Here is a 25,241-nt window from a genome sequence, read left to right as displayed (position 1 = left end):
TTACAAATAGAAATAAAACATTTCTCGCCCGAGGGTCTGTCTTGCTTGAAAGCTTGCGTTACAATGTTGTGCGCTAAAAGGCTGCAGGACGCCTGTGTGCCTCGCTTTTTGCCATAGATATACGTCCTTCCCCACAACTTGAGAAGTAAGTGCGATCCGCTAACCGGTCAGGCCGTGTCGCGGAAGGTTATCCCAACCCGCCCCATACTCGCGAAGCGCGAAGAAAGGTGAGCAAGAATGATGCAGCAACAGAATGCGAACTCGTACCTGTTCGGCGGTAATGCGCCCTACGTGGAAGAGTTATACGAAGCGTACCTGAACAATCCGGGCTCGGTCCCGGAAAACTGGCGCGCCTATTTCGACCAGATGCAGCATGTGCCGGCCGTGGACGGTTCCAGCCGTTCCGACGTGGTGCACTCGTCGGTCATCGCGTCGTTCGCCGAACGCGCGAAGCAGGGCCCGATCCGCACCATCAGCGCCTCGTCAGACCCGGAGATGGGCCGCAAGCGCGTGGCCGTCACCCAGCTGATCGCTGCCTACCGCTACCTCGGCTCGCGTTGGGCCAACCTCGACCCGCTGCAGCGCCAGGAACGTCCGCCGCTGCCGGAACTCGACCCGAGCTTCTATGGCTTCACCGAAGCGGACCTCGACACCGTCTTCAACATCAGCAATACCTACTTCGGCAAGGAAACCGCGCCCCTGCGCGACATCCTGAACTGGCTGCGCGACACCTACTGCCGTTCGATCGGCGCTGAGTTCATGTACATCAGCGATCCGGCGGAAAAGCGCTGGCTGCAGGAACGCCTGGAGTCGATCCGCTCGACCCCGACCTTCAGTGCCGACAAGAAAAAGCATATCCTCGAGCGCCTCACCGCGGCCGAAGGCCTGGAGCGCTACCTCCACACCAAGTACGTCGGCGCCAAGCGTTTCTCGCTGGAAGGCGGCGAATCCTTCATCGCCTCGATCGACGAAGTCATCCAGCGCGCCGGTGAAAAAGGCGTGCAGGAAATCGTGATCGGCATGGCCCACCGCGGCCGCCTGAACGTGCTGGTCAACACCCTGGGCAAGAGCCCGGCCGACCTGTTCGAAGAATTCGAGGGCAAGCACGCCGACGACCTGCCGGCGGGCGACGTGAAATACCACCAGGGCTTCTCGAGCGACATCTCGACCCCGGGCGGCCCGGTCCACCTGTCGCTTGCTTTCAACCCTTCCCACCTCGAGATCGTCAACCCGGTGGTCGAAGGTTCGGTCAAGGCGCGCATGCAGCGGCGCGGCGACCGCAAGGGCAAGGAAGTGCTGCCGATCCTGGTGCACGGCGACGCGGCCTTCGCCGGCCAGGGCGTGGTCATGGAAACCCTGAACCTGGCCCAGACCCGCGGCTACGGCACCGGCGGCACCGTCCACATCGTCATCAACAACCAGATCGGCTTCACCACCTCGGACCCGCGCGACGCCCGTTCGACCATCTACTGCTCGGACGTCGTCAAGATGATCGAGGCGCCGGTGCTGCACGTGAACGCCGACGATCCGGAAGCGGTCGTGATGGCATCGCAGATCGCGATGGACTACCGCACCGAATTCGGCAAGGACGTGGTCGTGGACATCGTCTGCTACCGCAAGCTGGGCCACAACGAGCAGGACACCCCGGCCCTGACCCAGCCGCTGATGTACAAGAAGATCGCCAAGCACCCTGGCACCCGCAAGCTGTATGCCGAGAAGCTGTCGGCGCAGGGCACCGTGCCGCCGGAGACCGGCGACCAGCTGGTGGCCGAGTACCGCGCCGCGATGGATGCAGGCAAGCACACCAACGATCCGGTGCTGACCAACTTCAAGGGCAAGTACGCCGTCGACTGGGCGCCGTTCCTGAACAAGAAGTGGACCGACGCATGCGACACCTCCGTGCCGATGGCCGAGCTCAAGCGGCTGGCCGAACGCATCACCAAGGTGCCGGAAGGCTTCAAGCCGCACTCGCTGGTCGAGAAGGTCCTGAACGACCGCGCCACCATGGGCCGCGGCGAGATGAACCTCGACTGGGGCATGGGCGAGCACCTGGGCTTCGCGACGCTGCTGGCATCGGGCTATGCGATCCGCCTGTCGGGCCAGGACGCCGGCCGCGGCACCTTCGTGCACCGCCACGCCGTGCTGCACGACCAGAACCGCGAGCGCTGGGACCAGGGCATCTACCTGCCGCTGGCCAATGTCTCGGACAACCAGGCCGACTTCACCGTGATCGACTCGGTGCTGTCGGAAGAAGCGGTGCTGGGCTTTGAATACGGCTACTCGACCGCCGAGCCGAACACGCTGACCATCTGGGAAGCCCAGTTCGGCGACTTCGTCAACGGCGCCCAGGTCGTGATCGACCAGTTCATCGCCTCGGGCGAAGTGAAGTGGGGCCGCGCTTCGGGCCTGGTCATGATGCTGCCGCATGGCTACGAAGGCCAGGGTCCGGAGCACTCGTCGGCACGTATCGAGCGCTTCCTGCAGCTGTGCGCCGACAACAACATGCAAGTGGTGCAGCCGACCACGGCCGCGCAGATCTTCCACCTGCTGCGCCGCCAGATGGTGCGCCAGTTCCGCAAGCCGCTGGTGATCTTCACGCCGAAGTCGCTGCTGCGTAACAAGGACGCCGGCTCGCCGCTGACCGACCTGGCCAAGGGCGGCTTCCAGACCGTCATCGGCGAATGCGACGACAAGATCGACGCCAGCAAGGTCAAGCGCGTGCAGGTTTGTTCGGGCAAGGTCTACTACGACCTGTGCAACGCCCGCAAGACGCGTGGCGTCAGCGACGTCGCGATCATTCGTATCGAACAGATGTACCCGTTCCCGCACAAGTCGTTCGCGGCCGAGCTGAAGAAGTTCCCGAATGCGACCGAGGTGGTCTGGGTGCAGGACGAGCCGCAGAACCAGGGTCCGTGGTTCCAGATCCAGCACAACATCTTCGAAAGCATGGAAGCCGGCCAGCGCCTGTCCTATGCGGGCCGTGCGGCATCGGCGTCCCCTGCGGTGGGCTATGCCGACAAGCATGTGGCGCAGCAGAAGGAATTGCTGGAAATTGCGTTCTCGAAGTTGAAGGGCTTCATCCTGACCAAGTAAGAAAAAAAACACCACAGCCCCGGGCCAAGGCCTGGGGCCCTCGCATACAGAATACATAAAACGGAGCTACATCAAATGGCACAAATCGAAGTCAAGGTCCCCCAACTGTCGGAATCGGTTGCCGAGGCGACCTTGCTGTCCTGGCACAAGAAAGTCGGCGAGCAGGTTGATCGCGACGAAAACATGATCGACATCGAGACCGACAAGGTGGTCCTGGAACTGCCGGCCCCGGGCGCCGGCGTGATCGTGCAGCTGATCAAGGGCGACGGCGCCACCGTGGTGGCCGGCGAAGTCATCGCGATCATCGATACCGAAGCCTCGGCACAGACCAGCCCGGTCGCAGTGCGCTCGGCGCCGGTGCAGCCGGCTCCTGAAGCCCCGGCCGCCGCGCCGGCCGCAGCGGCCACCGCCGGCGCGCCGGCCGGCTCGAAAGGCGATGTCGCCATGCCGGCCGCCGCCAAGATCCTGGCCGACAACAACATGAGCGCGGCCGATGCCACCGGCACCGGCCGCGACGGCCGCGTGACCAAGGGCGACGCCCTGGCCGCTGTCGCCAACAAGCCGGCCGGCGCTCCGGCCGCCCAAGCCTCTGCGCCGGCAGCGAAGCCGGCACTCCAGCAAGTGTCGGCCCCGGTCGCCAACCTGGGCGATCGTCCGGAAGAGCGCGTGCCGATGAGCCGCCTGCGCGCCCGAATCGCCGAGCGCCTGCTGCAGTCCCAGCAGACCAACGCCATCCTGACCACCTTCAACGAGGTGAACATGGCGCCGGTCATGGACCTGCGCAACAAGTACAAGGACAAGTTCGAGAAAGAGCACGGCGTCAAGCTGGGCTTCATGTCCTTCTTCGTCAAGGCCGCCGTCGCCGCACTGAAGAAGTACCCGATCCTGAACGCCTCGGTCGACGGTAACGACATCGTCTACCACGGCTACTTCGACATCGGTATCGCCGTCGGTTCGCCGCGCGGCCTGGTGGTGCCGATCCTGCGCAACGCCGACCAGATGTCGATCGCCGAGATCGAGAAGAAGATCGGCGAATTCGGCCAGAAAGCCAAGGACGGCAAGCTGACCCTGGAAGACCTGAACGGCGGTACCTTCTCGATCTCGAACGGCGGCGTGTTCGGCTCGATGCTGTCGACCCCGATCATCAACCCGCCGCAGTCGGCCATCCTGGGCGTGCACGCCACCAAGGACCGCGCCGTGGTGGAAAATGGCCAGATCGTCATCCGTCCGATGAACTACCTGGCCATGTCGTACGACCACCGCATCATCGACGGCCGCGAAGCCGTGCTGGGCCTGGTGGCCATGAAGGACGCGCTGGAAGATCCGGCACGCCTGCTGCTCGACCTGTAATCGGCGGCACCGTAGTGCGGCGCGGGCCTGCCGGCAACGGCAGGCCCGCCGACACAGCAGCAGATGGGCACGCGCGGCGTGTCCGCGAACATAGTGAGGGCAGCCATGATCTCTGATGAAATCCGGCGTTTGCACGAGTTGCACCAAGCCGGCGCGCTGAGCGACGCCGAATTCGAGCAGGCCAAGGCGAAAGTCCTGGCCAGCGAGCGGGTGAACCTGGACAAGGAAGGCAGGACCGGCTCCGGTTCCAGCTCCGATTCCAGCTTCAACGGTGCCGGCTCCGGCTTCGGCCCGCCGCCCGGCAGCTTCGAGGCCAAGCTGCGCGCCATGCGCCGCACGCGCCGCGACCGCTGGCTGGCCGGCGTCTGCGGCGCCCTGAGCGCGGAATTCGGCATGGACATCTATGCCTGGCGCCTGGTGTTCGTCCTGCTCACCCTGGTGACCTCCGGAGTCGGGGCACTGGCCTATCTGGCGCTGTGGATCTTTGTCCCAGAAGAATAACGCAGCAAACCAAGCAAGGAAGCTATTCATGAGTAACGAGAAACAATTCGACGTCGTCGTGATCGGCGGCGGCCCCGGCGGCTACATTGCCGCCATCCGCGCAGCGCAGCTGGGCTTCAAGACCGCCTGTATCGACGCGTGGAGCAACGCGGCCGGCAAGCCGGCCCCGGGCGGCACCTGCACCAATGTCGGCTGCATCCCGTCGAAAGCGCTGCTGCAGTCGTCGGAGCACTTCGAGCACGCCGGCCACGCCTTTGCCGACCACGGCATCAAGGTCGGCGGCCTGGAACTCGACCTGCCGACCATGCTCAAGCGCAAGGACACCATCGTCAAGCAGAACAACGACGGCATCCTGTTCCTGTTCAAGAAGAACAAGGTCAGCTTCTTCCACGGCCATGGTTCGTTCGCCGGCAAGACCGACGGTGGCTACACCATCAACGTGAGCGGCCCGACCACCGATACCCTGACCGCCAGGAATGTGGTCGTGGCGACCGGTTCCAACGCACGCCAGCTGCCGGGCGCGGAGTTCGACGAGAAGCTGATCCTGTCGAACGAAGGCGCACTGGCGATCAATGCCGTGCCGGGTAAACTCGGCGTGATCGGCGCCGGCGTCATCGGCCTGGAAATGGGCTCGGTGTGGCGCCGCGTCGGTGCGGACGTCACCGTGCTGGAAGGCCTGCCGACCTTCCTGGGCGCGGTCGACGAGCAGATCGCCAAGGAAGCGCACAAGCTGTTCACCAAGCAGGGCCTGAAGATCAGCCTGGGCTGCAAGATCGGCGCGATCACCAAGGGCGAGAACAGTGTCACCGTCAATTACGCCGATTCGAGCGGCGCCGAGCAGACCGCTACGTTTGATCGCCTGATCATCTCGATCGGTCGCGTGCCGAACACCAACGGCCTGAACGGCGAGAGCGTCGGCCTGCAGCTGGACGAGCGCGGCTTTGTGGTGGTGGACGACGAGTGCCGCACCAGCCTGCCGGGCGTGTGGGCGGTGGGCGACGTCGTGCGCGGCCCGATGCTGGCGCACAAGGCGGAAGAAGAGGGCGTCGCGGTTGCCGAGCGCATCGCCGGCCAGCACGGCCACGTCAACTTCAACACCATCCCCTGGGTCATCTACACCTCGCCGGAAATCGCCTGGGTCGGCAAGACCGAGCAGCAACTGAAGGCCGAAGGCGTGTCGTACAAGGCCGGCACCTTCCCGTTCATGGCCAACGGCCGTGCGCGCGCGCTGGGCGATACCTCGGGCATGGTGAAGTTCCTGGCCGATGCCACGACCGACGAAATCCTGGGCGTGCACATCGTCGGCCCGGTGGCCTCGGAGCTGATCTCGGAAGCCGTCGTCGCGATGGAATTCAAGGCCTCGTCGGAAGACATCGCCCGCATCTGCCACGCGCACCCGTCGCTGTCGGAAGCCGTGAAGGAAGCGGCGCTGGCGGTGGACAAGCGTTCGCTGAACTTCTAAAAGCAGTAGAAGCACATCGCGCTTTTGTAGGGTGGGCGGGTCTCCCGCCCGCGCGTTCAAATCACGTATGCCGGCCCGCTCCGTGGCAAACGCCTGTGCCTAGCACGCACGGGCGTTTGCATTTCAGGCCACCGGCCTGAAATGCCCCGCCCACCCTACGTTAACAGCATCACCGCACGCGGCGTTATCCACGTTTCGTGCCACGTAAGATCATCATCATGAACGTCCAAGAGTATTACCAGCACGCGCTGACCGAGCGCGGTTTCACCTCCGACCCCGCCCAGGCGGCCGCGGTAGCGCGCCTGCAGCAGGCGTACGACGACTGGGTCCACTACAAGGCCCAGCGGTCGTCCGCTTTCAAGCGCCTCATCAACCGCCCGGACGTGCCGAAGGGCGTGTACATGTGGGGCGGCGTAGGGCGCGGCAAGTCCTTCCTGATGGACTCGTTCTATTCGGTGGTGCCGGTGGTGCGCAAGACGCGCCTGCACTTCCACGAGTTCATGCGCGCCGTGCACGGTCAACTGGACGAGCTGAAAGGCGTGGCCGATCCGCTCGACGAAGTGGCCAGGCGCATCGCCAAAAAATACCGCCTGATCTGCTTCGACGAGTTCCACGTCTCGGACATCGCCGACGCCATGATCCTGTACAACCTGCTCAAGGCCCTGTTCGACAACGGCGTGAGCTTCGTGATGACCTCGAACTACGAGCCCTCGACGCTCTACCCGGACGGCCTGCACCGCGACCGCATGCTGCCGACCATCGCGCTGCTGCAGGCAAAGCTGGATGTCCTCAACGTCGACGCCGGCAACGACTACCGCAAGCGCGCGCTCGAGCAGGTCCAGGCCTATTACATGCCGCTCAACGCCGCGTCCGACCAGAAGCTGCGCGACGCCTACGCCAAGGTGGCCGATACGGCGGACGAGAGCCCGATCGTCCACATCGAGAACCGCGAGATCCGCGCCCTGCGCCGCGCGGGCGGCGTGATCTGGTTCGACTTCGCCACCCTGTGCGGGGGCCCGCGTTCGCAGAACGATTACCTGGAACTGGCCTCGCGCTTCCATACGGTGGTCCTGTCCGGCATCCCTGCCATGTCGGCCGGGCAGTCGTCGGAGGCGCGCCGCTTCACCTGGCTGATCGACGTGCTCTACGACCACAAGGTCAAGCTGATCATGTCGGCGGCGGTGGAGCCGGAAGAGCTGTACACGCAAGGTATGCTGGCGAACGAATTCCACCGTACCGTCTCGCGTATCATTGAAATGCAGTCGCGCGAGTACATGCTGGCCGAGCGCCGCGGTGCGGCGGACGCCATCGCCTGAAGCGAAAGGAAACCATGACGAGTCATCCCCTCATGCGCGCCGCCCGCCGCAGCATCGCCGCAGCCGCCGCAGTTGCCATCGCTGCGGCGCTGGCCGCCTGCGCCAGCGTCGAGCCGGGCCCTTCGGTGGACGCGGTGGATCCCACCACCTCGGTCGCGCAGGCCGACGCGCGCCTGGCCGCCGTGGCCGTGGAACGCACTGCCATCGAGGCGCGCTTCGCCGAACGCGAAGTGCTCTGCTACGAGAAATTTTTTGTAAACAACTGCCTGGACGAAGCGAAAGAGCGCCGCCGGGTGGCCCTGGCCGCCCAGCGCAACATCGAGATCGAGGCCGAGCGCTTCAAGCGCCGCAGCAAGGTCGACGAGCGCGATCGCGAGATCGCCGCTGCGCAAGCCCAGTACCAGGCCGAGGAAGCGCGCCTGGCCGCCGAACCACCGCCGGCCGTGCGCGACGTGAGCGAGCTGCCGCCGCCGAAACCCTCGCCGGCCGCGTCGCGCATGGCGCGCCGCACTGCCAAGACCCAGGAAGAAGCGGCCCGTGCCCCGGCCGAAGCGGCCAGGGCGGCGCAGAACGCCCGTGCGTTCGAGGAGCGCAAGCGCAAGTCGGAGCAGAAGCAGAGGGAAGTCGCACAGCGCGTGACCGAGCGCGAGGCGAAGGCGGCGGCGCGCCGGGCGGAGGAAGCGAAGGCGAAGGGGACGGCCGGGAAGTAATTGGCAAGGTGTTGCGGTCTGCGGACTGTGCAACAGGCCCCGTCAGTCCGCACCCTTGGCACATCGTCCCGGCGAAGGCCGGGGCAATGCCACCGGCATTGGCCAGCCCAGGTTGGTGGCGTCACAGTAGCAGGGGCGCGCAAGCGCAGGCACGACGTGAAAGAATTGGATTCCGGCCTTCGCCGGAATGACGTATTGACGTCAAAGGTGTAAGGGCAGGTTGGCGGCCTTTACACCACCCGTCCCACGGCCCCCGCCAGGCCCTCCTGCGCCGCCTTGACCAGCTTCACGATCGCCATCGAACAATTTCCACCCTTGCCCTGCGAGCGCTCCCCGGCCTTGTTGATGAGCATCTCCGACGCCTGGCGCGGCGTCGCCTTGCCCGTCACCGCCGCCAGTTCGGCATCCGTAAAGAAGTGCCACAAGCCATCCGAGGCCAGCAGGAAGACGTCTCCCTCCGCCAGCCCGGCATGGCTGTCGATGGTCACGAAGGGCTCCTTGCGGCTGTTGCCCATCACATTGAGCAGCAGCTTCGACTTGCGGTGATTCCTGGCCGCGTCTTCCGGCAGCTTTTCGCTGGCCATCAGGTGCTGCACATAGGCGGCGTCGCCCGTGCGGGCCATGCACTTGCCGTTCTGGAAGCGGTACAGGCGCGAGTCGCCAACGTGGCCCCACACCGCCTCGCCGTGCGGGCTCAGCAGCAGGCCGACGAAGCTTGCATGTGCTTCCGCCTGCGTGGCCACGGCGTTCATTTTAATGACGAGATGGGTTTCGCTGACGATGTCCTGCAGCAGCTGGCCGAGCCGCTCGATGCTGGGGTGGTCGCCCGGCTTGAATTCGTCGAAGACCTGGCGCGCCGTGTGCAGCACCTGGCTTGACCCCGCGGCGCCGGCGATGCCATCTGACAGCACGGCCAGCACGTAACCGGGCGCGCGGGCGCCGGTGAGCAGGGTCACCCGGTCGTTCTGCTGCGGGCGGTTCCCGATGTGCTGCGCGGTTCCCGCCTCGATCTTGTATGTTGTCATAAACCTTTATTTCAGTAGCGCCCGCGCCAATCTTTGTTGGCGGCAACCTCAGCGTAGATTAAACTATGCACCGAGAAGCCGTGGTGTTGCAAGCCGAACACAGCCGGCCAGGCATTTCGCGCCCCTGACCGGCGGCGCCACGACCCACGCTCCCCGCAAACGCCTTGTACAGAACTGTTTGGAACAGCCACCATGACCGACGTCCAGGACATCCAGCGCCGCATCATTGAACTCGACGTGGAACATCGCGACCTCGATGCCGTCATTTCGATGCTGGCCGCGGACGGCCATGCCGACCAGCTCCAGCTGCGCCGTTTGAAAAAGCGTAAGCTGCAGCTCAAGGATCATATTACGCTGCTGAAGATGCAGCTGGTGCCCGATATCCCGGCCTGATTGCCGCGCCAAGGCCAGCGTTTTAAAGAAACAGACAGTTGACCGACCATCTCCCTGTTCCCGGTGTCACCGCCGAGCCGGCGGACGCGGCGCCTGGTGCATCGGCAGGCGACGTGCTTCCGGCCAGCGCCCGTCCCGCGGGTAAATACGACGACGAGCTCGACCGCCTGTTCGGGGCGGGAGGCCCGCTCGCGCCCAATGTCGGCACCTACAAGCCGCGCCAGGCCCAGACGGAAATGGCCAAGGCCATCGCCGCGGCGATCGACGGGCAGAAAGTCCTGATGGCCGAGGCCGGTACCGGTACGGGCAAGACCTTCGCCTACCTCGTGCCCGCCTTGCTATGGGGCGGCAAGACCATCATCTCGACCGGCACCAAGAACCTGCAGGACCAATTGTTCCTGCGCGACATCCCGACCATCCGCGCCGCCTTGCGCGCGCCGGTCTCGGTGGCGCTGCTCAAGGGCCGCTCGAACTACGTCTGCCACTTCCACCTGGAACGCACCCTGAACAACGGGCGCCTGACCTCGCGCGACGACGTCGGCCACCTGCGCGAGATCTCGCGCTTCATCAAGATGACCAACTCGGGCGACAAGGCCGAGCTGGCGAAGGTGCCGGAGACGGCCACGGTCTGGAACCTCGTCACCTCGACCCGCGACAGCTGCATGGGGGCCGAGTGCCAGTATTACCAGGACTGCTTCGTGATGAAGGCGCGCCGGGAAGCGCAACAGGCCGACGTGGTGGTGGTCAACCACCACCTGTTCTTCGCCGATGTGGCCTTGAAGGATACCGGCGTGGCCGAGCTGCTGCCCTCGGCCAACACCATCATCTTCGACGAAGCGCACCAGCTGCCGGACACGGCCACGCTGTTCTTCGGCCAGTCGGTCTCGACCTCGCAGGTGCTCGAGCTGTGCCGCGACGTGCTGGCCGAGGGCCTGGCGCATGCGCGCGGACCGGACTGGGCCAAGGTCGTCACCGTGGTCGAAAAGGCCGCGCGCGACCTGCGCCTGAGCTTCCCGGAAGGCGGCACCCGCCTGTCGCTGCCGCAGATCCTGCCGACGTCGAGTTTCTTCCCGGCCCTCGAAAAACTGAAGGAAGAGCTGTCCGACATGATCACCGTGCTGGAAGAGCATTCCGCGCGCGCCGAGACGATCGAGGCCTGCCGCCTGCGCGCGCACGAGCTCAGCGCCGCCTTCGACGCCTGGAAGCCGGATGCGAAAAAAGCGAAGGCGGTGCCGGGCGAGGAGGCCGCCGTGTTGTGGGTCGAGGCCTTCAATTCCTCGCTGCAGCTGCACAAGACGCCGCTGTCGGTGGCCCCGATCTTTTCCAGCCAGCGCGAAGGGACGCCGCGCAGCTGGATCTTCACCTCGGCGACGCTGGCGGTGAAGAACGACTTCAAGCATTTCTCCGACCAGATGGGCCTGACGGGCGAGCCTGCCATGACCTGGCCGAGTCCGTTCAACTACGGCGAGCAGGGCATCCTGTACGTGCCGACCGGCTTGCCGGAACCGAATTCCTTCCAGTACACCGACGCCTGCGTCGACATGGCGCTGCCGGTGATCGAGGCGGCGGGCGGACGTACCTTTTTCCTGTGCACGACGATTCGTGCCGTCAACAAGGTAGCGGAGCGCCTGCGCGAGGAGTTCGCCGCGCGCGGGCTGGATTTCCCGCTGTTCGTGCAGGGCGAGCGTGGGCGTACCGAACTGCTCGATTCCTTCCGTAATGCCGGCAATGCCGTGCTGGTGGGAAGCCAGAGTTTCTGGGAAGGCGTCGACGTGCGCGGCGAGGCGCTGTCCCTGGTCATCATCGACAAGCTCCCGTTCGCGCCACCGGACGACCCGGTGCTGGCCGCGCGGATCGAGGTGATGGAAAAGCAGGGGCTGAACGGCTTCATGCACCACCAGCTGCCGGAAGCGATCATCACCCTCAAGCAGGGGGCGGGACGCCTGATCCGCGACGTGGACGATCGCGGGGTGCTGATGATCTGCGATCCGCGCATCATCACCAAGCCCTACGGCCGGCGCATCTGGCAAAGCCTGCCGCCGTTCAAGCGCACGCGGGTGCAGGCGGATGTGATCGAGTTTTTCCAGCCGGGGACGATTGCGGATGCGGCGGACCTGAACGCCTGACGTACCGGTTACCGTAGGGTGGGCGGCTCTGCCGCCCGCGCGTTCAACCAGCGCATGAATGGCAACGGAGCGGGCCGGGATACGTGATTTGAACGCGCGGGCGGGGGACCCGCCCACCCTACGTCCCCTACTTGCGTTACGGAGTAATCACGATCTTCCCGGTCACCTTGCGGGCCGCCATATCGTTCAAGGCGCGCGCGGTCTCCGCCAGCGGATACCGCCCCGACACCAGCGGTTTCAGCTTCCCCTCCGCCATCCACCCCAGCATCTGCAGCATCGCGGCCAGGTTGGCCTTCGGCTCGCGCCGAACGAAATCGCCCCAGAACACGCCAACGACCGACGCGCCTTTCAGCAGCATGAGGTTCCACGGCAGCTTCGGAATCTCGCCCGCGGCAAACCCCACCACCAGGTGGCGGCCGCGCCAGGCGATCGAGCGCAGCGCCGGTTCGCTGTAGGGGCCGCCGACTGGATCGTAGATCACGTCCGGACCGCGTCCGCCGGTCGCCGCCTTGAGCGCCTCGCGCAGGTCGTTCCGCTCGTAGTTGATCAGCACGTCAGCCCCGTGCTCGCGGCAGATGGCCAGCTTCTCGTCACTGGAGGCCGCTGCGATCACGCGCGCGCCGAGCGCCTTGCCGATCTCGATCGCGGCCAGTCCGACGCCGCCGGCCGCGCCCAGCACCAGCATGGTTTCACCCGGCTGCAGCGCGGCGCGGTCCACCACCGCATGGTGCGAGGTGCCGTAGGTGAGGGTGATGGCGGCGGCGGTGTCGAAGTCCATGCCGGGAGGCATCGGCATCAGGGCTTCGACCGGCGCCACGGCCTGCTCGGCGAAGGCGCCGGTGCGGGTGAAGCCGATCACGGCCTGGCCCGGCGCGAAGCCGGCGACGCCTTCGCCCACGGCGCGCACCGTGCCGGCGAATTCGTTGCCGGGCGTGAAGGGCAGCTCGGGCCGCACCTGGTACTTGCCCTGCACCGTCAACACGTCGGGGAAGTTGACGCCCGCCGCGCGCACGTCGACGACGACCTCGCCCGCGCCCGGCGCCAGGTCGGGCAGGTCTTCGACCACGAGGCTGTCGATCGGGCCCCAATCCTTGCAACGAACGGCTTTCATCTGTTTCTCCTTCGCTTTAACTGCGGTTTTCAATCGGCGGCATTATGCCTGAAGGTGCATGCCGTGCGACTTTCGAGGATGCAGACGAGCCCGCTGGCCGCGCTTGTGCGCCCGCAAAATGGCCGGGGTCGGTGAGGCTAGAGTCAGAGGAATCCGCCTTAGGGTCCATGGAATAGGGGGCAGGCAATGGCTATCCGTTACGGGTGTTTCTTCAGCTACGCACACGGCAGGCACGGCCTGATGAACCGGTTCAAGACCGCCCTGGCCGACGCGCTGCGCTGCTATCTCGAACCCTACTTCGACAACGAAGACGAGCTGTTTGTCGACACCGAACAGCTGGGCGGGGGCGACGACCTCGACCGCAAGATCGCGCGCGCCATGTGCGAGAGCGTCTGCATGATCCTCATCTACACACCCAAGTACGAGGCCCATGCCTACACCCGGCGCGAGTACGCGGCCATGCGCCAGCTCGAGCGCGAACGCGCGGCCTGGTATCCGCTCCCGAGCCGCCTGATCATCCCGGTCATCATGACCCGGCACCCCGATTCGCTGCCGCCGGAAATCACCGAGAACAGCTTCTACGTCGACTTTTCGCATTTCACCCTGGCGACGGGCGACATCAAGTCCAACCCGGACTTCCTGCCCGACATCGACAAGATGGTCAGGCGCATCGCCGATCATTACCAGCGCCAGAAAACCCATATGCCGCTTGGTCATGATTGCAACCAATTCGTGCTCCCCGATGTCCCACCCGAATGGCGTGCCGCGCCAGGCCTGCGTTTTCCAAAAAAATGAGGAGCCACATGGAACAACATCGCACAGGATTTGCCGCGCTGGACACTCCCGGCGAGGTGACGACGTTTTATGCCTACGAAGGCGGCGCGGCGCGCAACGCCCTGCTGGCCGCCCTCGCACTGCGGCTCGCCGGCGACGCCGGCGGGGCGCCGGTGCTGGTGATCGACTGGGACCTGGCGGCGCCTTCGCTGCACGGCTACCTGGATGCGGCGCCCGAGGGTGTCGACGCAGCCGGCCGGCCGGGCCTGGTGGAGTACGCGGAGGCACTGCACGCTGAACTGCAAGGCCGCAGGATCGCACCCGGCGACTGCGCCGACGCGGGTGCAGCGATGCTCGCCGATACCGTGCTCGACGCGGTCGACTGGCGCGCCTACGTGGGGCGCGCCGATGGCCGCCGCCCGCTCTACCTGATGCCTGCCGGCCGCTTTGACGACGACTACGCCGAGCGCGCCGGGCGCCTCGACTGGGCGGCGCTGTTCGACAGCTGCCCGGCGCTGCTGCGCCGCTTCGCCGCGCGCATGGCCGGCCATTTCCGCCACGTGCTGGTGGCCGCGGGGAGTGGCCGCTCGGCGAGCGTCAGCGCCTGCACCACGCTGCTCCCCGACCGGCTGGTCGGCCTGTTCACGCCGGCGCCCGGCAGCCTCGATGGCCTCGAAGGCGTCGTGCGCCGCGCCATCGAGTACCGCGGCACCCACGAGGATGAACAACGCCCCTTGCTGGTCTATCCGCTCGCGTGCGCCCCCGAGGGGGCGCGCAGCGACCCCGCGCAGTGCTGGCGGCGCGGCGACCCGGCGCGCGGCCTGGCGGGCTACCAGCCACGCCTCGAAACGCTGCTGCAGGGCGCCTATGGCATCGGCTGGCTGCGCCTGGAAAGCTGGTTCGACGAAGTCCAGCTGCCGCTGTGCGAAACGGCCGCCTTCGCCGCACCCGGGCAGGGCGCGCTGGCCCATCCGGCTGCGCGCCTGCTGGCGTGGTTCGGGCGCGACTGCTTCCCATGGCAGTCGCCGGCCGAGATCCGCCTGCGCCGCGCCATCGCACAGGCACGGGCCGAGGATGACGCAGTGCCGCTGGCAACGCACCTGGCGCGGCTGGGCGCCCGGTGCCGCGACGAAGGGCGCCTGGGCGAAGCCGACGCGCTGCTGCGCGAGAGCCTCCAGCTGCGCCGGGCGGCGCTGGGCGAGCACCATCCCGACGCGCGCGCCGTGATGGCGGCGCTGGCGGCGCTGCAGGTCGGCGCCGGCCGCTTCGGCGATGCGCGCCACGACTACGAGCGGCTGGTGCAGGCCTGCACGCGCAGCGTCGGCGCCGAGCACCCCGAGACCCTGGCGGCGCGCTCCGGCCTGGCCGGCGTGCTGGGCCGGCTGCGCGAGCGCGAGCGGGCGCTGGCGCTGCACGAACAGGTCGTGGCGAGCGGCGAGCGCGTCTGGGGCGAAGCGCACCCGGCCACGCTCGACTGCCTCGAAGACCTGGCCCTGACGCTGTGCAGGCAGCACGAGAACAAGCGGGCCCGGGTCCTGCTCGAGCGCGTGCTGGACGGGCGCCGCCGCGCGCAGGGAAGCACGCACGACGCCAGCTTGCGCTGCGGGCAGCGCCTCGCCCGACTGCTCGGCGAGATGGGCGAGCTCGGCAATGCGCGGCGGCTGCTCGAGGGTGTGTTGCGTGCACGCGAGCGCTACGACGGCGCCTGGGCCCGGCCGACGGTACGGGCGCGCGAAGCGCTGGCCAAGATCCATGCGGCCCAGGGCGAGATGGCGGCAGTGCGCGGCATCCAGGGTGGGGCGCCCGCCCTGGACCAGGCGGACGCCGCCGCAATCACTCACGCGGACGAGTACCACGCCATCGACAGCCTGCAGCAACAGTGCGCGCAGTTGAAATCCCTGCTCGACCAGGACAGCCGCCGCGAGGCGCGCGCCCTGGCCGACAGCATGCGCCATTCGGTGCAATGGCCGAGTGTGGCGCTCCCGCTACGGCAGCGCGTGGCGGCGATGATCGAGCAGGTTTACCTGCGTGACGGCGACAAGGATGCCGCGCTGGCCTTCAACAAGGACCTCCTGTCTTCACTGGAGGGAGCGCTCGTCCAGGCGCGGCATGAGCGGATGCCGTCCTTGCCTTAGCAAGCAAACTGCTTGTCAGGCTGACAATTCGATGACCTTGAAAAATCGCCATCAGGAAACAAAATCGCTTCGGCAACGAGCGATCCGGGCGTTGCTTCAGGTAAAATCGCAGACATGCGAATTCTTATCAGTAACGATGACGGCTACCTGGCGCCTGGTATCAGTGCGCTGGCCGACGCCTTGTCCGCGATCGCGGACATCGTGGTGGTCGCACCCGACAGCAACCGCTCGGGTGCGTCGAATTCGTTGACACTGGACCGTCCGCTGACGGTCCAGAAGGCGGCCAACGGTTTTCATTTCGTCAATGGCACGCCGACCGACTGCGTCCACATCGCCCTGACCGCGATGGGCGATGCCTTGCCCGACCTAGTGGTTTCCGGCATCAACAACGGCCAGAACATGGGCGACGACACCCTGTATTCGGGCACTGTGGCGGCGGCCACCGAAGCCTATCTGTTCGGCATTCCCGCGATCGCCTTCTCGCAGGTGAACCCGGGCTGGACCCACGTCGATGCCGCAGCGCGCGTCGCGCGCGAGATCGTCGAACGCCGCTTCGACAAGCTCGATGCACCCTTCCTGTTCAACGTGAACATTCCGAACCTGCCCTATGAGCAGATCGGGCCGCTGACGCCCTCGCGCCTGGGGCGCCGCCACAACGCCGAGCCGGTGATCCGTTCGCAGGATCCGCGCGGCCGCGAAATCTTCTGGATCGGCGCGCCCGGGGCCTGCCGCGATGCCGGAGAGGGCACCGATTTCCATGCCACGGCCCAGGGCTGCGTGTCGATCACGCCGCTGCAGGTCGACCTGACCCACAAGGCGCAGCTGGAACTGCTGCGGGGGCTCGTATGAGCGACAAGCGCAGCACCTTCCCGCTGCCGCTGTCGTCGGTGACCGGCGGCGCCACGCGCAAACCGGCCGCGCCGTCGCCGGTGGCCACGCCGCAAACCGCCACCCGCAATGCCAGCACCGCCGCCGGCATCCACGTGCGCGGCAGCATGGCCCCGGCAGCGCCGGCGCCGCGCCCGCCCGGCTACGCCCAGGCGCACCAGCCGTCCGCCCCGGTCGCGCAGCGTTCCGAGCTGATGGCCTCGGAAGCGGTGCGGCGCGCCATGGTTGCGCGCGTGGCGAAGCAGGGCGTCAAGGACGGCGTCGTGCTGGGCGCGATGGAAACGGTGCCGCGCCACCTGTTCATCGAACCGGCCCTGTCGGCGCAGGCGTACATCGACGCTTCGCTGCCGATCGGCCATAACCAGACGATTTCGCAGCCCTACATCGTGGCGCGCATGATCGAAGCCATGCGCGCTTCGCTGCCCGGCGGCGCCCAGCTGGGCCGGGTGCTCGAGATCGGCACCGGCTGCGGCTACCAGGCCGCGGTGCTGGCCTTCGTGGCGCGCGAGGTGTATTCGATCGAGCGCATCAAGCCCCTGCACGAGCTGGCCAAGACCAACCTGCGGCCGCTGCGGATCTCGAACCTGCGTTTGCAATACGGCGATGGTATGCTAGGCTTGCCGCAGGTTGCACCTTTCGACGGGATCATCCTCGCCGCCGCCGGTCTCGAAGTACCGCGCGCCCTGCTCGAACAACTGGCCATCGGCGCGCACCTCGTTGCGCCGGTTGGCGCCCAGGTCCAGCGCCTGGAACGCATTACCCGCATCGGCAAGAGCGAATGGGCCAGCGAAACGCTGGAAGCGTGCCATTTCGTGCCGCTGCGTCCCGGCACTGTCTAGCACGCGGCGCATGCGCGCCGCCGGATTCCGCCACTGCCGGGTCAACGCTCCCGGCCCGCCAGGCGTTGAAGAGCCTGGTGCGCGCGGCGTCGCCACGGCCGACGATGTCCGCAGTTGCGTTCCGCGCCTGCGTGCGCGGCCGGGCAGCACCACAGAACATGAACAGAAAATAGAAAGACGATGAAACAAGCACCCCGTTTAGCACTGCTCACCCTCGCCCTCGGCCTGCTGGCCGGCTGTAATTCCATGACACGCCAGGCGCCCGTGGTCGAACGCACCACCCTGCCGACCGTCGAGCGTCCGCGCCCGGTCCCGGCCGCGCGCGCCGAAGAACCGAAGCAGGATGAAAAGGGCATGTACACCGTGCGCCGCGGCGACACCCTGCTGCGCATCGCCCTGGACCACGGCGAGAACTACCGCGACATCGTCGCCTGGAACAACCTGCGCGACCCGGACGACATCAAGGTGGGCCAGGTCCTGCGCATCGCGGCGCCGGAACGCGGCGAACGCAGCGCCAACATGCAGACCCAGCCGGTACCGGCGCCGCCGCCGGCCGCGCCGCGCAAGACCGAACCGCGCGCCGACAAGCAGCCGTACAACGAAACCGTCGCGGCGGCCCGTCCGGAATCGGGCGCGCGCGCCGACGCGGTGCGCCCGGCCGCGCCTGCAACGCCCGCTCCTGCGCCAGCTTCGGCTCCGGCCGCGGTGGCCCCGGCCCCGGCGGTCGCCGCAAGCAGCGGCGACGAGAGGCTGAGCTGGATGTGGCCGGCCGAAGGCCGCATCGTCGCCACCTTCGACGAAGGCAGGAACAAGGGCATCGATATCGCCGGCCGTCCCGGCCAGCAAGTGGTGGCGGCGGGCGCCGGCAAAGTAATGTACGCTGGCAGTGGCATCCGGGGTTATGGTAACCTCGTCATCGTCAAGCACAACAACAGCCTGCTGTCGGCATACGCGCACAACCGCAAGATCGTCGTGAAGGAAGGCGACAATGTGGCCAAGGGCCAGATGATTGCGGAAATGGGTGATTCAGACGCAGACTCGGTGAAATTGCATTTCGAGATACGCCAACAGGGCAAACCGGTCGATCCGTCGAGGTTCCTGCCCGGCCGCTAAAGGATGGCGGGTGTGAAAAAACGGCCAGGGCAAGCGGTGCGGCGATCCGCCGCCGAGTCGAAGACAGTACGCTAGTACGGCAAGACGAGGCAACGCAGCCATGGACGAATTTTTCGCACCCGCAGGAGAGGTATGACGCAAGCGCCGCACTCGCTGGAACAGCAGGACACAGACGAGTTTCCGGACGAACCGGAACACGGCGGCGCCCCTGCGAGCGGCGGCGAGGAGATCCTCGCCGGTCCCGACCTCGATACGGTGGACGAGCTGCGCAAGGTCTTGCAGGCAGAGCTCGCCACCGACACCACCCAGCACTACCTCAACCAGATCGGCACCCGGCCGCTCCTGAGCGCAAGCGAGGAAGTCCAGGTCGCCACGCTGGCCAAGGCGGGCGACTTCGCGGCGCGCCAGAAGATGATCGAGCATAACCTGCGCCTGGTTGTGTCGATCGCCAAGCACTACATCAACCGCGGCGTGGTGCTGCTCGACCTCATCGAAGAAGGCAACATCGGCCTGATGCGCGCCATCGACAAATTCGAGCCCGAGCGCGGTTTCCGCTTTTCCACCTACGCCACCTGGTGGATCCGCCAGAGCATCGAGCGCGCCATCATGAACCAGGCGCGCACCGTGCGCCTCCCGGTGCACATGGTGCGCGAGCTGAATGCGGTGCTGCGCGCCAAGTACCATCTCGAGGCGCAGAAGCACGACGGCAAGGAAGCGTCCTGCGAGGACATCGCCAGCCTGGTCGGCCGGCCGGTGGAAGAAGTGCAGGACATCCTGGCCCTGTCCGAACACGCCGCCTCGCTCGACGCCCCGCTCGACAACGACCCGACTTCGAGCCTGATGGACATGCTGCCGGACGAAGGCGAGGCCACCCCGGACGCGCGTGCAGAGCAGCACGAGATGACGGCCCTGGTGCGCGACTGGCTGACCCGCCTGCCCGACAAGCAGCGCCAGGTCGTGACGCGGCGCTTCGGGCTGGACAACGACGATCCGGCCACGCTGGAGACCCTCGCCGAAGAGATGGGCGTGACGCGCGAGCGGGTGCGGCAGATCCAGCAGGAGGCGCTGGTCAAGCTGAAGCGGGCGATGGCGGCGCGGGGCGTCGTTCGCGATTCGCTGCTGTAGCCGTGATCTCGTAGCGCGTTCGGCTCCGGCCAGCCTTGTCGCGACCGATCCGTAAGTTGAACGCGCGGTCGGCAGAGCCGACCGCCCTACGGCAATCCAGCCCAGGTAGCGCCCACCCTATTTCCTTGCTATCATCCCCGCCGGGCCGCTGGAGCCCATTTTTTATTTGCGAACTCCCCGCACAACGAGTCCTGTGCCCACTCCCTTTTTCTTTTTGACCAACATGCAAGAAATTTTCATCGACATCAAATCCCTGGACGCGGACGCGCGCGGCGTCGGCCACCTCGAGAACGAAGACGGCTCTCCAGGCAAGGTAATCTTCGTCGAAGGCGCATTGCCCGGCGAACGCGTCAGCTTTGAAACCCTGCGCAAGAAGAAGAACTGGGAGTCGGGCCGCATGGTCACCCTGCAGCGCGCCTCGTCGATGCGCGTCGAGCCGAAGTGCAAGCATTTCGGCTACTGCGGCGGCTGCTCGATGCAGCACCTCGAACCCTCGGCCCAGGTCGCGATGAAGCAGCGTGTCCTCGAGGACAACCTCTGGCACCTCGGCAAGGTCAAGTCCGAGAACATCATGCGCCCGCTGTACGGCCCGACCTGGGACTACCGCTACCGCGCGCGCCTGTCGGTGCGCCACGTGGCCAAGAAGGGCGGGGTGCTGGTCGGCTTCCACGAGCGCGCCTCGTCCTATGTGGCCGACATCACCTATTGCGAGATCCTGCCGGACCACGTGGCGCGCCTGATCGTGCCGCTGCGCGAATTCGTCGGCCAGCTGTCGATCTACAACCAGATGCCGCAGATCGAAGTCGCGATCGGCGAAGAAGTCACGGTGCTGGTACTGCGCATCATGGCGCCGCTCTCCCCGGCGGACGAAGAGCTGGCCAGGGCCTTCGCCGACAAGTGGGACATCCAGTGGTGGCTGCAGCCGAAGGGCCCGGATACCGCCTATCCGTACTACCCGCTCAAGGATGGGGCTGACTACAGGGAGCTGTACTACACCTTGCCGGAGTTCGGCATCCGCATGCCCTTCAAGCCAACCGATTTTACGCAGGTGAACCACCAGATCAACCGCGTGCTCGTCGCCAAGGCCCTGCGCCTGCTCGAGGTGCAGCCCGGCGAGCGCGTGGCCGACCTGTTCTGCGGCCTCGGCAACTTCACGCTGCCGCTGGCGACCCAGGCGCGCGAAGTGGTGGGCATCGAGGGCAGCACGGCCCTGACCACGCGCGCGCTGGAGAATGCGCAGGCCAACGGCCTGGCGAGCAAGACCTCGTTTTCGACCCGCAACCTGTTCGAGGTGACGAAGGACGACCTGGTGGCGCTCGGCAAGTTCGATCGCATGCTGGTCGACCCGCCCCGTGACGGCGCCATGGCCCTGTCGCTGGCACTGGCCGAGCTGCGCGAGACCCACGAGGAGCTGATGCCGCAGCGCATCGTGTACGTGTCCTGCAGCCCGTCGACGCTGGCCCGCGATGCGGGCGTCCTGGTGCACAAGGCAGGCTACGTGCTCAAGAAGGCGGGGGTGTGCAATATGTTCCCGCATACCTCGCACGTGGAGTCGATTGCGGTGTTCGAGCTGGGACCGAAGCCGGTGGCGGAAGCCGCCTGCGAGGTCCCTGCCGAAGCCATTTGACCGTAGGTGGTCGGCTTCGCCGACCGCGCGTTCAACAAGTGCGCGCGCAGTCGTAGTGCAAGTGGGAACTGAACGCGCGTGCGACAAATGCGGGCGTAGTCGTAGTACGACTGGTAGCTGACCGCGCGTTCGAAAAATGCGGGCGCAGTCGTAGCGCAAACCGGAGTTGAATGCGCGGTCGGGGGACCCGACCACCCTACAAAAAAGCCGACCATGAGGTCGGCTTTTTTATTGCTGCAACATCCGCTCAGTCGCGGTCGCCGCCGGCAATGCCCAGCAGGTGCAGCAGGCTGGTGAAGATGTTGTACACGTCCAGGTAGATCGACAGCGTGGCGGTGATGTAGTTGGTCTCGCCGCCATTGACGATGCGCTGCACGTCGTACAGGATGAATGCCGAGAAAATGCCGATCGCCAGCACCGAGATCACGATCGACAGGACCGACATCTGCAGGAAGATGTTGGCCACCGCAGCCAGGATCAGCACGATCACGCCGGCCATCAGCCAGCTGCCCATGCCCGAGAAATCGCGCTTGGTGCTCGTGGCGATGCTGGCCATGACGGCGAACACGCAGGCGGTGCCGCCGAAGGCGGTCATGATCAGCGAGCCGCCGTTCGAGTAGCCCAGGGTATGCTGGAGCAGCGGGGTCAGCATCAGTCCCATCACGAAGGTGAAGGCGAGCAACAGGCCCAGGCCCACGACCGAATCCTTGAACTTCTGGATCGCGAAGATGAAGCCGAATGCGACCAGCATGAAGCCGATGAAGCCGAGGCCGCCGATGCCGGCCATCAGGTTGAACGACACGCCGATGTAGGCGCCCAGCACGGTAGGGATCATCGACAGCGCGAGGAGCCAGTAGGTGTTGCGCAGTACTTTGTTGCGCGTGACGTCGCCCCGACCGGCTTTGGTCAGATCGATCGTGCTGCGGGGTTGCGAATTAGGGAACATGGTGCCTCCGGTTGGTGGATGAGCGTCACTGAAAACCATACTAGAAAATGCTTAGCAGAGCCTTAAAACAGGACGATTTTGCTCCGCCACTCTACCACTTTGCTTGCCAGTGCCGCAATATCGGCTATATGAGGGATGTATGGTAAAATTAAAGGTTGATTGAGTACCCGAATTTTAGTTAAGTTCTCGATTTAACCCTTTCTTTTTATTGGAGTTTTTACATGGCAATCGAACGCACCCTGAGCATCATCAAGCCTGACGCAGTCGCGAAAAACGTGATCGGCCAAATCTACACCCGTTTCGAAAACGCCGGCCTGAAGATCGTCGCTGCCCGCATGACCCAACTGACCCGCGAACAGGCTGAAGGCTTCTACGCTGCTCACAAGGAGCGCGGCTTCTTCAACGACCTGGTCAACTTCATGGTGTCGGGTCCGGTCATGATTCAGGCCCTGGAAGGCGAGAACGCCGTGCTGGCGCACCGCGACCTGATGGGCGCGACCGATCCGAAGAAGGCAGAGAAAGGCACCATCCGCGCCGATTTCGCCGATTCGATCGATGCCAACGCCGTGCACGGTTCGGACGCTGTCGAAGCTGCGAAAGTTGAAATCGCTTACTTCTTCCCAGAACTGAAGTAATCGGTTTTATTGCATCAAGAACCGCTCGCCCACGGCCCAAGGCCGGCGCGAGCGGGGTTATTTGGAAAGATACTGGATTTATCATGACGACTCTCACCAACCTGCTGGACTTCGATCCCGCGCAACTCGTTGCGTACTGCGCCGAGCTGGGTGAGAAACCGTTCCGCGCCAAGCAGTTGCAGCGCTGGATCCACCAGTTCGGAGCCGGCAACTTCGACGACATGACCGACCTGGCCAAGTCGCTGCGCGAAAAGCTGAAAACCCGCGCCGAGGTGCGCGCGCCGGGCATCATCAGCGACCACACCTCTACCGACGGCACCCGCAAGTGGCTGGTCGACGTGGGCAACGGCAATGCCGTGGAAACCGTGTTCATTCCGGAAGAAAACCGCGGCACCCTGTGCATCTCGACCCAGGCCGGCTGCGCCGTCAACTGCCGCTTCTGCTCGACCGGCAAGCAGGGCTTCAACCGCAACCTCACCGTGGCCGAGATCATCGGCCAGCTGTGGATGGCCGAGTTCGAGCTGCGCCGCACGAAAGGCATCGAGCCGGGCCCGAAGGGCGAGCGCCAGATCACCAACGTGGTCATGATGGGCATGGGCGAGCCGCTGCTCAACTACGAGCCGACCGTCACCGCGCTCAAGATGATGTTGGACGACAACGCCTACGGCCTGTCGCGCCGCCGCGTGACCCTGTCGACCTCGGGCGTGGTCCCGAACATCGACAAGCTGGCGCAGGACGTGCCGGTGGCCCTGGCCGTGTCGCTGCACGCGTCGAACGACGCCCTGCGCGACACCCTGGTGCCGCTGAACAAAAAATACCCGCTGCGCGAGCTGCTGGCCGCCTGCAAGCGTTACCTGGAGTTCGCCCCGCGCGACTTCATCACGTTCGAATACTGCATGCTCGACGGCTTCAATGACAGCGACGAGCACGCGCGCGAACTGATCGCGCTGGTGAACGACCCGATCGTGGGCGTGCACTGCAAGTTCAACCTGATTCCGTTCAATCCGTTCCCGGAATCGGGCCTGACCCGCTCGAAGAACCCGCGCATCAAGGCCTTCGCCCAGGTGCTGATGGACGCCGGCATCGTCACCACCGTGCGCAAGACGCGCGGCGACGACATCGACGCCGCCTGCGGCCAGCTGGCCGGCGAGGTGCAGGACCGCACCCGCGTGGCCCAGCGCATGGAGAAGATGGCCGAGTACCAGAAAAAATTCGGCGCCGACTTCGGACGCATCGTGGAGATCCCGTCCTGATGGGCCGCGCCGCCGGTCGTGCACTTGTCTTGTTCGCCGTGGCCGTGCTGGCCGGCTGCGCCAGCAATGGGGCCGGCACCAGCGGCGAACTGAAGACTGCGTCCGACGTGACGGCGGCGGAAAAGCGCGCCTCGCTGCGCCTGCAGCTCGCGGTCGGCTACTACCAGAACGGCCAGTACGAAACTGCCCTCGACGAGGCCAAGCAGGCCATCGCGGCCGATCCGGGCAATGCCGAGGCCTACGGCCTGCGCGCCCTGATCTACACGGCGATGGGCCAGTTGCCGCTGGCGGACGACAATTACCAGACCGCCCTGCGCCTGAAACCGGGCAACCCGGACCTGTCGAACAACTACGGTTCCTTCCTGTGCACCTCGCTGAACAAGCCGGCGCAGGCGCTGCCGTACTTCGAGACGGCGCTGCGCAACCCAAGCTACCAGACCCCGGTCAGTGCGCTGGTGAATGCGGGCCTGTGCAGCATCCGCAGCAAGAATTACCAGGGCGCCGAGCGCTACCTGCTCGACGCCCTGCGCTACAACCCGGACCTGCAGGCCACCAACGCCGGCCTGGCGCGGATCTATTACGAGCGGCGCGACTTCCAGCGCGCCGGTTTTTTCATTAACCGCCTGATCGAGACTTCGAAACTCGACACCCTGTCGGCCGACGCGCTGTGGCTGGCCATGCGCGTGCAGCGCAAGCTGGGCGACCGGACACAGGAAGCCAGCCTGGCAGCCCAGCTGCGGCGGCGCTTCCCAGGTTCGCCGGAATACGCGGCCTTCGAGCGCGGCGGATTTGATGAGTGAATTAGCGAGAGTGAGACCA

At 65.9% G+C, this 25,241-nt stretch carries 21 protein-coding genes; 18 read left to right on the top strand and 3 right to left on the bottom strand.

All coding sequences use genetic code 11. The features are described from left to right. Nucleotides 1-237: 237 nt before the first annotated feature. From AC56KL_RS03125 to AC56KL_RS03100, 6 genes are all read left to right on the top strand, one after another. Nucleotides 238-3,093 (top strand): 2-oxoglutarate dehydrogenase E1 component, encoded by a 2,856-nt coding sequence (locus tag AC56KL_RS03125; protein ID WP_497178672.1) that lies wholly within the window; start codon nucleotides 238-240, stop codon nucleotides 3,091-3,093. 75 nt (nucleotides 3,094-3,168) lie between these two features. Further along, nucleotides 3,169-4,443, top strand: a complete 1,275-nt coding sequence (gene odhB / locus AC56KL_RS03120) for a 2-oxoglutarate dehydrogenase complex dihydrolipoyllysine-residue succinyltransferase (protein WP_497178671.1) — start codon at nucleotides 3,169-3,171, stop codon at nucleotides 4,441-4,443. Nucleotides 4,444-4,548: 105 nt separating this feature from the next. Then, on the top strand, nucleotides 4,549-4,944 hold the full coding sequence (locus AC56KL_RS03115; protein WP_497178670.1) for a PspC domain-containing protein: 396 nt from the start codon (nucleotides 4,549-4,551) through the stop codon (nucleotides 4,942-4,944). 28 nt (nucleotides 4,945-4,972) lie between these two features. Further along, nucleotides 4,973-6,406, top strand: coding sequence for a dihydrolipoyl dehydrogenase (lpdA, locus tag AC56KL_RS03110; RefSeq protein WP_497178669.1), 1,434 nt, complete (start codon nucleotides 4,973-4,975; stop codon nucleotides 6,404-6,406). 218 nt (nucleotides 6,407-6,624) lie between these two features. After that, a complete protein-coding gene (gene zapE / locus AC56KL_RS03105) occupies nucleotides 6,625-7,722 on the top strand; it encodes a cell division protein ZapE (RefSeq protein ID WP_497178668.1) in 1,098 nt (365 codons plus the stop codon). 14 nt (nucleotides 7,723-7,736) lie between these two features. Next, complete coding sequence (locus AC56KL_RS03100; RefSeq protein WP_497178667.1) at nucleotides 7,737-8,432, top strand: hypothetical protein; 696 nt, start codon at nucleotides 7,737-7,739, stop codon at nucleotides 8,430-8,432. 230 nt (nucleotides 8,433-8,662) lie between these two features. On the opposite strand, the gene AC56KL_RS03095 is transcribed toward AC56KL_RS03100, so the two are convergent. Beyond that, nucleotides 8,663-9,457 carry a PP2C family protein-serine/threonine phosphatase gene (locus tag AC56KL_RS03095; RefSeq protein WP_497178666.1) on the bottom strand — a complete coding sequence of 265 codons (795 nt, stop codon included), beginning with the start codon at nucleotides 9,455-9,457 and terminating at the stop codon, nucleotides 8,663-8,665. A 192-nt stretch (nucleotides 9,458-9,649) separates the two neighbouring features. Here AC56KL_RS03095 and AC56KL_RS03090 point away from each other — a divergent pair, with 192 nt between their 5' ends. Further along, nucleotides 9,650-9,850 (top strand): YdcH family protein, encoded by a 201-nt coding sequence (locus AC56KL_RS03090; protein ID WP_027867157.1) that lies wholly within the window; start codon nucleotides 9,650-9,652, stop codon nucleotides 9,848-9,850. A gap of 113 nt (nucleotides 9,851-9,963) precedes the next feature. Then, nucleotides 9,964-11,976 carry a DNA repair helicase YoaA gene (gene yoaA / locus AC56KL_RS03085; protein ID WP_497178949.1) on the top strand — a complete coding sequence of 671 codons (2,013 nt, stop codon included), beginning with the start codon at nucleotides 9,964-9,966 and terminating at the stop codon, nucleotides 11,974-11,976. Between the two features lie 136 nt (nucleotides 11,977-12,112). Here the strand turns inward: yoaA and AC56KL_RS03080 are convergent, their stop codons facing one another. Further along, a complete protein-coding gene (locus tag AC56KL_RS03080; RefSeq protein ID WP_497178665.1) occupies nucleotides 12,113-13,087 on the bottom strand; it encodes an NADPH:quinone oxidoreductase family protein in 975 nt (324 codons plus the stop codon). 186 nt (nucleotides 13,088-13,273) lie between these two features. On the opposite strand from AC56KL_RS03080, the gene AC56KL_RS03075 reads away from it, so the two are divergent. From AC56KL_RS03075 to rlmD, 7 genes are all read left to right on the top strand, one after another. Beyond that, complete coding sequence (locus AC56KL_RS03075) at nucleotides 13,274-13,882, top strand: toll/interleukin-1 receptor domain-containing protein (RefSeq protein ID WP_497178664.1); 609 nt, start codon at nucleotides 13,274-13,276, stop codon at nucleotides 13,880-13,882. An 8-nt stretch (nucleotides 13,883-13,890) separates the two neighbouring features. Then, the gene (locus tag AC56KL_RS03070) at nucleotides 13,891-15,996 is read left to right on the top strand and encodes a tetratricopeptide repeat protein (protein WP_497178663.1); all 2,106 of its coding nucleotides are present in this window, start codon (nucleotides 13,891-13,893) and stop codon (nucleotides 15,994-15,996) included. 114 nt (nucleotides 15,997-16,110) lie between these two features. After that, on the top strand, nucleotides 16,111-16,845 hold the full coding sequence (gene surE, locus AC56KL_RS03065; RefSeq protein WP_497178662.1) for a 5'/3'-nucleotidase SurE: 735 nt from the start codon (nucleotides 16,111-16,113) through the stop codon (nucleotides 16,843-16,845). Continuing rightward, nucleotides 16,842-17,723 carry a protein-L-isoaspartate(D-aspartate) O-methyltransferase gene (locus AC56KL_RS03060; protein WP_497178661.1) on the top strand — a complete coding sequence of 294 codons (882 nt, stop codon included), beginning with the start codon at nucleotides 16,842-16,844 and terminating at the stop codon, nucleotides 17,721-17,723. Before surE ends, AC56KL_RS03060 begins: the two co-directional genes overlap by 4 nt. A 180-nt stretch (nucleotides 17,724-17,903) precedes the next feature. Further along, the gene (locus AC56KL_RS03055) at nucleotides 17,904-18,836 is read left to right on the top strand and encodes a peptidoglycan DD-metalloendopeptidase family protein (RefSeq protein ID WP_497178660.1); all 933 of its coding nucleotides are present in this window, start codon (nucleotides 17,904-17,906) and stop codon (nucleotides 18,834-18,836) included. A gap of 132 nt (nucleotides 18,837-18,968) precedes the next feature. Beyond that, entirely contained in the window at nucleotides 18,969-19,961 is a 993-nt protein-coding gene (gene rpoS, locus AC56KL_RS03050) for an RNA polymerase sigma factor RpoS (protein ID WP_497178659.1), read from the top strand. Nucleotides 19,962-20,184: 223 nt separating this feature from the next. Then, nucleotides 20,185-21,588, top strand: a complete 1,404-nt coding sequence (rlmD, locus tag AC56KL_RS03045; protein WP_497178658.1) for a 23S rRNA (uracil(1939)-C(5))-methyltransferase RlmD — start codon at nucleotides 20,185-20,187, stop codon at nucleotides 21,586-21,588. Nucleotides 21,589-21,835: 247 nt separating this feature from the next. Here the strand turns inward: rlmD and AC56KL_RS03040 are convergent, their stop codons facing one another. Further along, nucleotides 21,836-22,534, bottom strand: coding sequence for a Bax inhibitor-1/YccA family protein (locus AC56KL_RS03040; RefSeq protein ID WP_497178657.1), 699 nt, complete (start codon nucleotides 22,532-22,534; stop codon nucleotides 21,836-21,838). A 221-nt stretch (nucleotides 22,535-22,755) separates the two neighbouring features. On the opposite strand from AC56KL_RS03040, the gene ndk reads away from it, so the two are divergent. From ndk to pilW, 3 genes are all read left to right on the top strand, one after another. Further along, nucleotides 22,756-23,169 (top strand): nucleoside-diphosphate kinase, encoded by a 414-nt coding sequence (gene ndk / locus AC56KL_RS03035; protein ID WP_436105057.1) that lies wholly within the window; start codon nucleotides 22,756-22,758, stop codon nucleotides 23,167-23,169. An 83-nt stretch (nucleotides 23,170-23,252) separates the two neighbouring features. Beyond that, nucleotides 23,253-24,422 carry a dual-specificity RNA methyltransferase RlmN gene (gene rlmN / locus AC56KL_RS03030; RefSeq protein ID WP_497178656.1) on the top strand — a complete coding sequence of 390 codons (1,170 nt, stop codon included), beginning with the start codon at nucleotides 23,253-23,255 and terminating at the stop codon, nucleotides 24,420-24,422. Then, entirely contained in the window at nucleotides 24,422-25,222 is an 801-nt protein-coding gene (pilW, locus tag AC56KL_RS03025) for a type IV pilus biogenesis/stability protein PilW (RefSeq protein WP_497178655.1), read from the top strand. Before rlmN ends, pilW begins: the two co-directional genes overlap by 1 nt. Nucleotides 25,223-25,241 lie beyond the last annotated feature (19 nt).

The organism is Telluria sp. ZB4P34 (assembly GCF_059686055.1).
The sequence above is the reverse complement of the archived record's forward strand: the minus strand, read 5'-3'. Positions and strand labels throughout refer to the sequence as shown.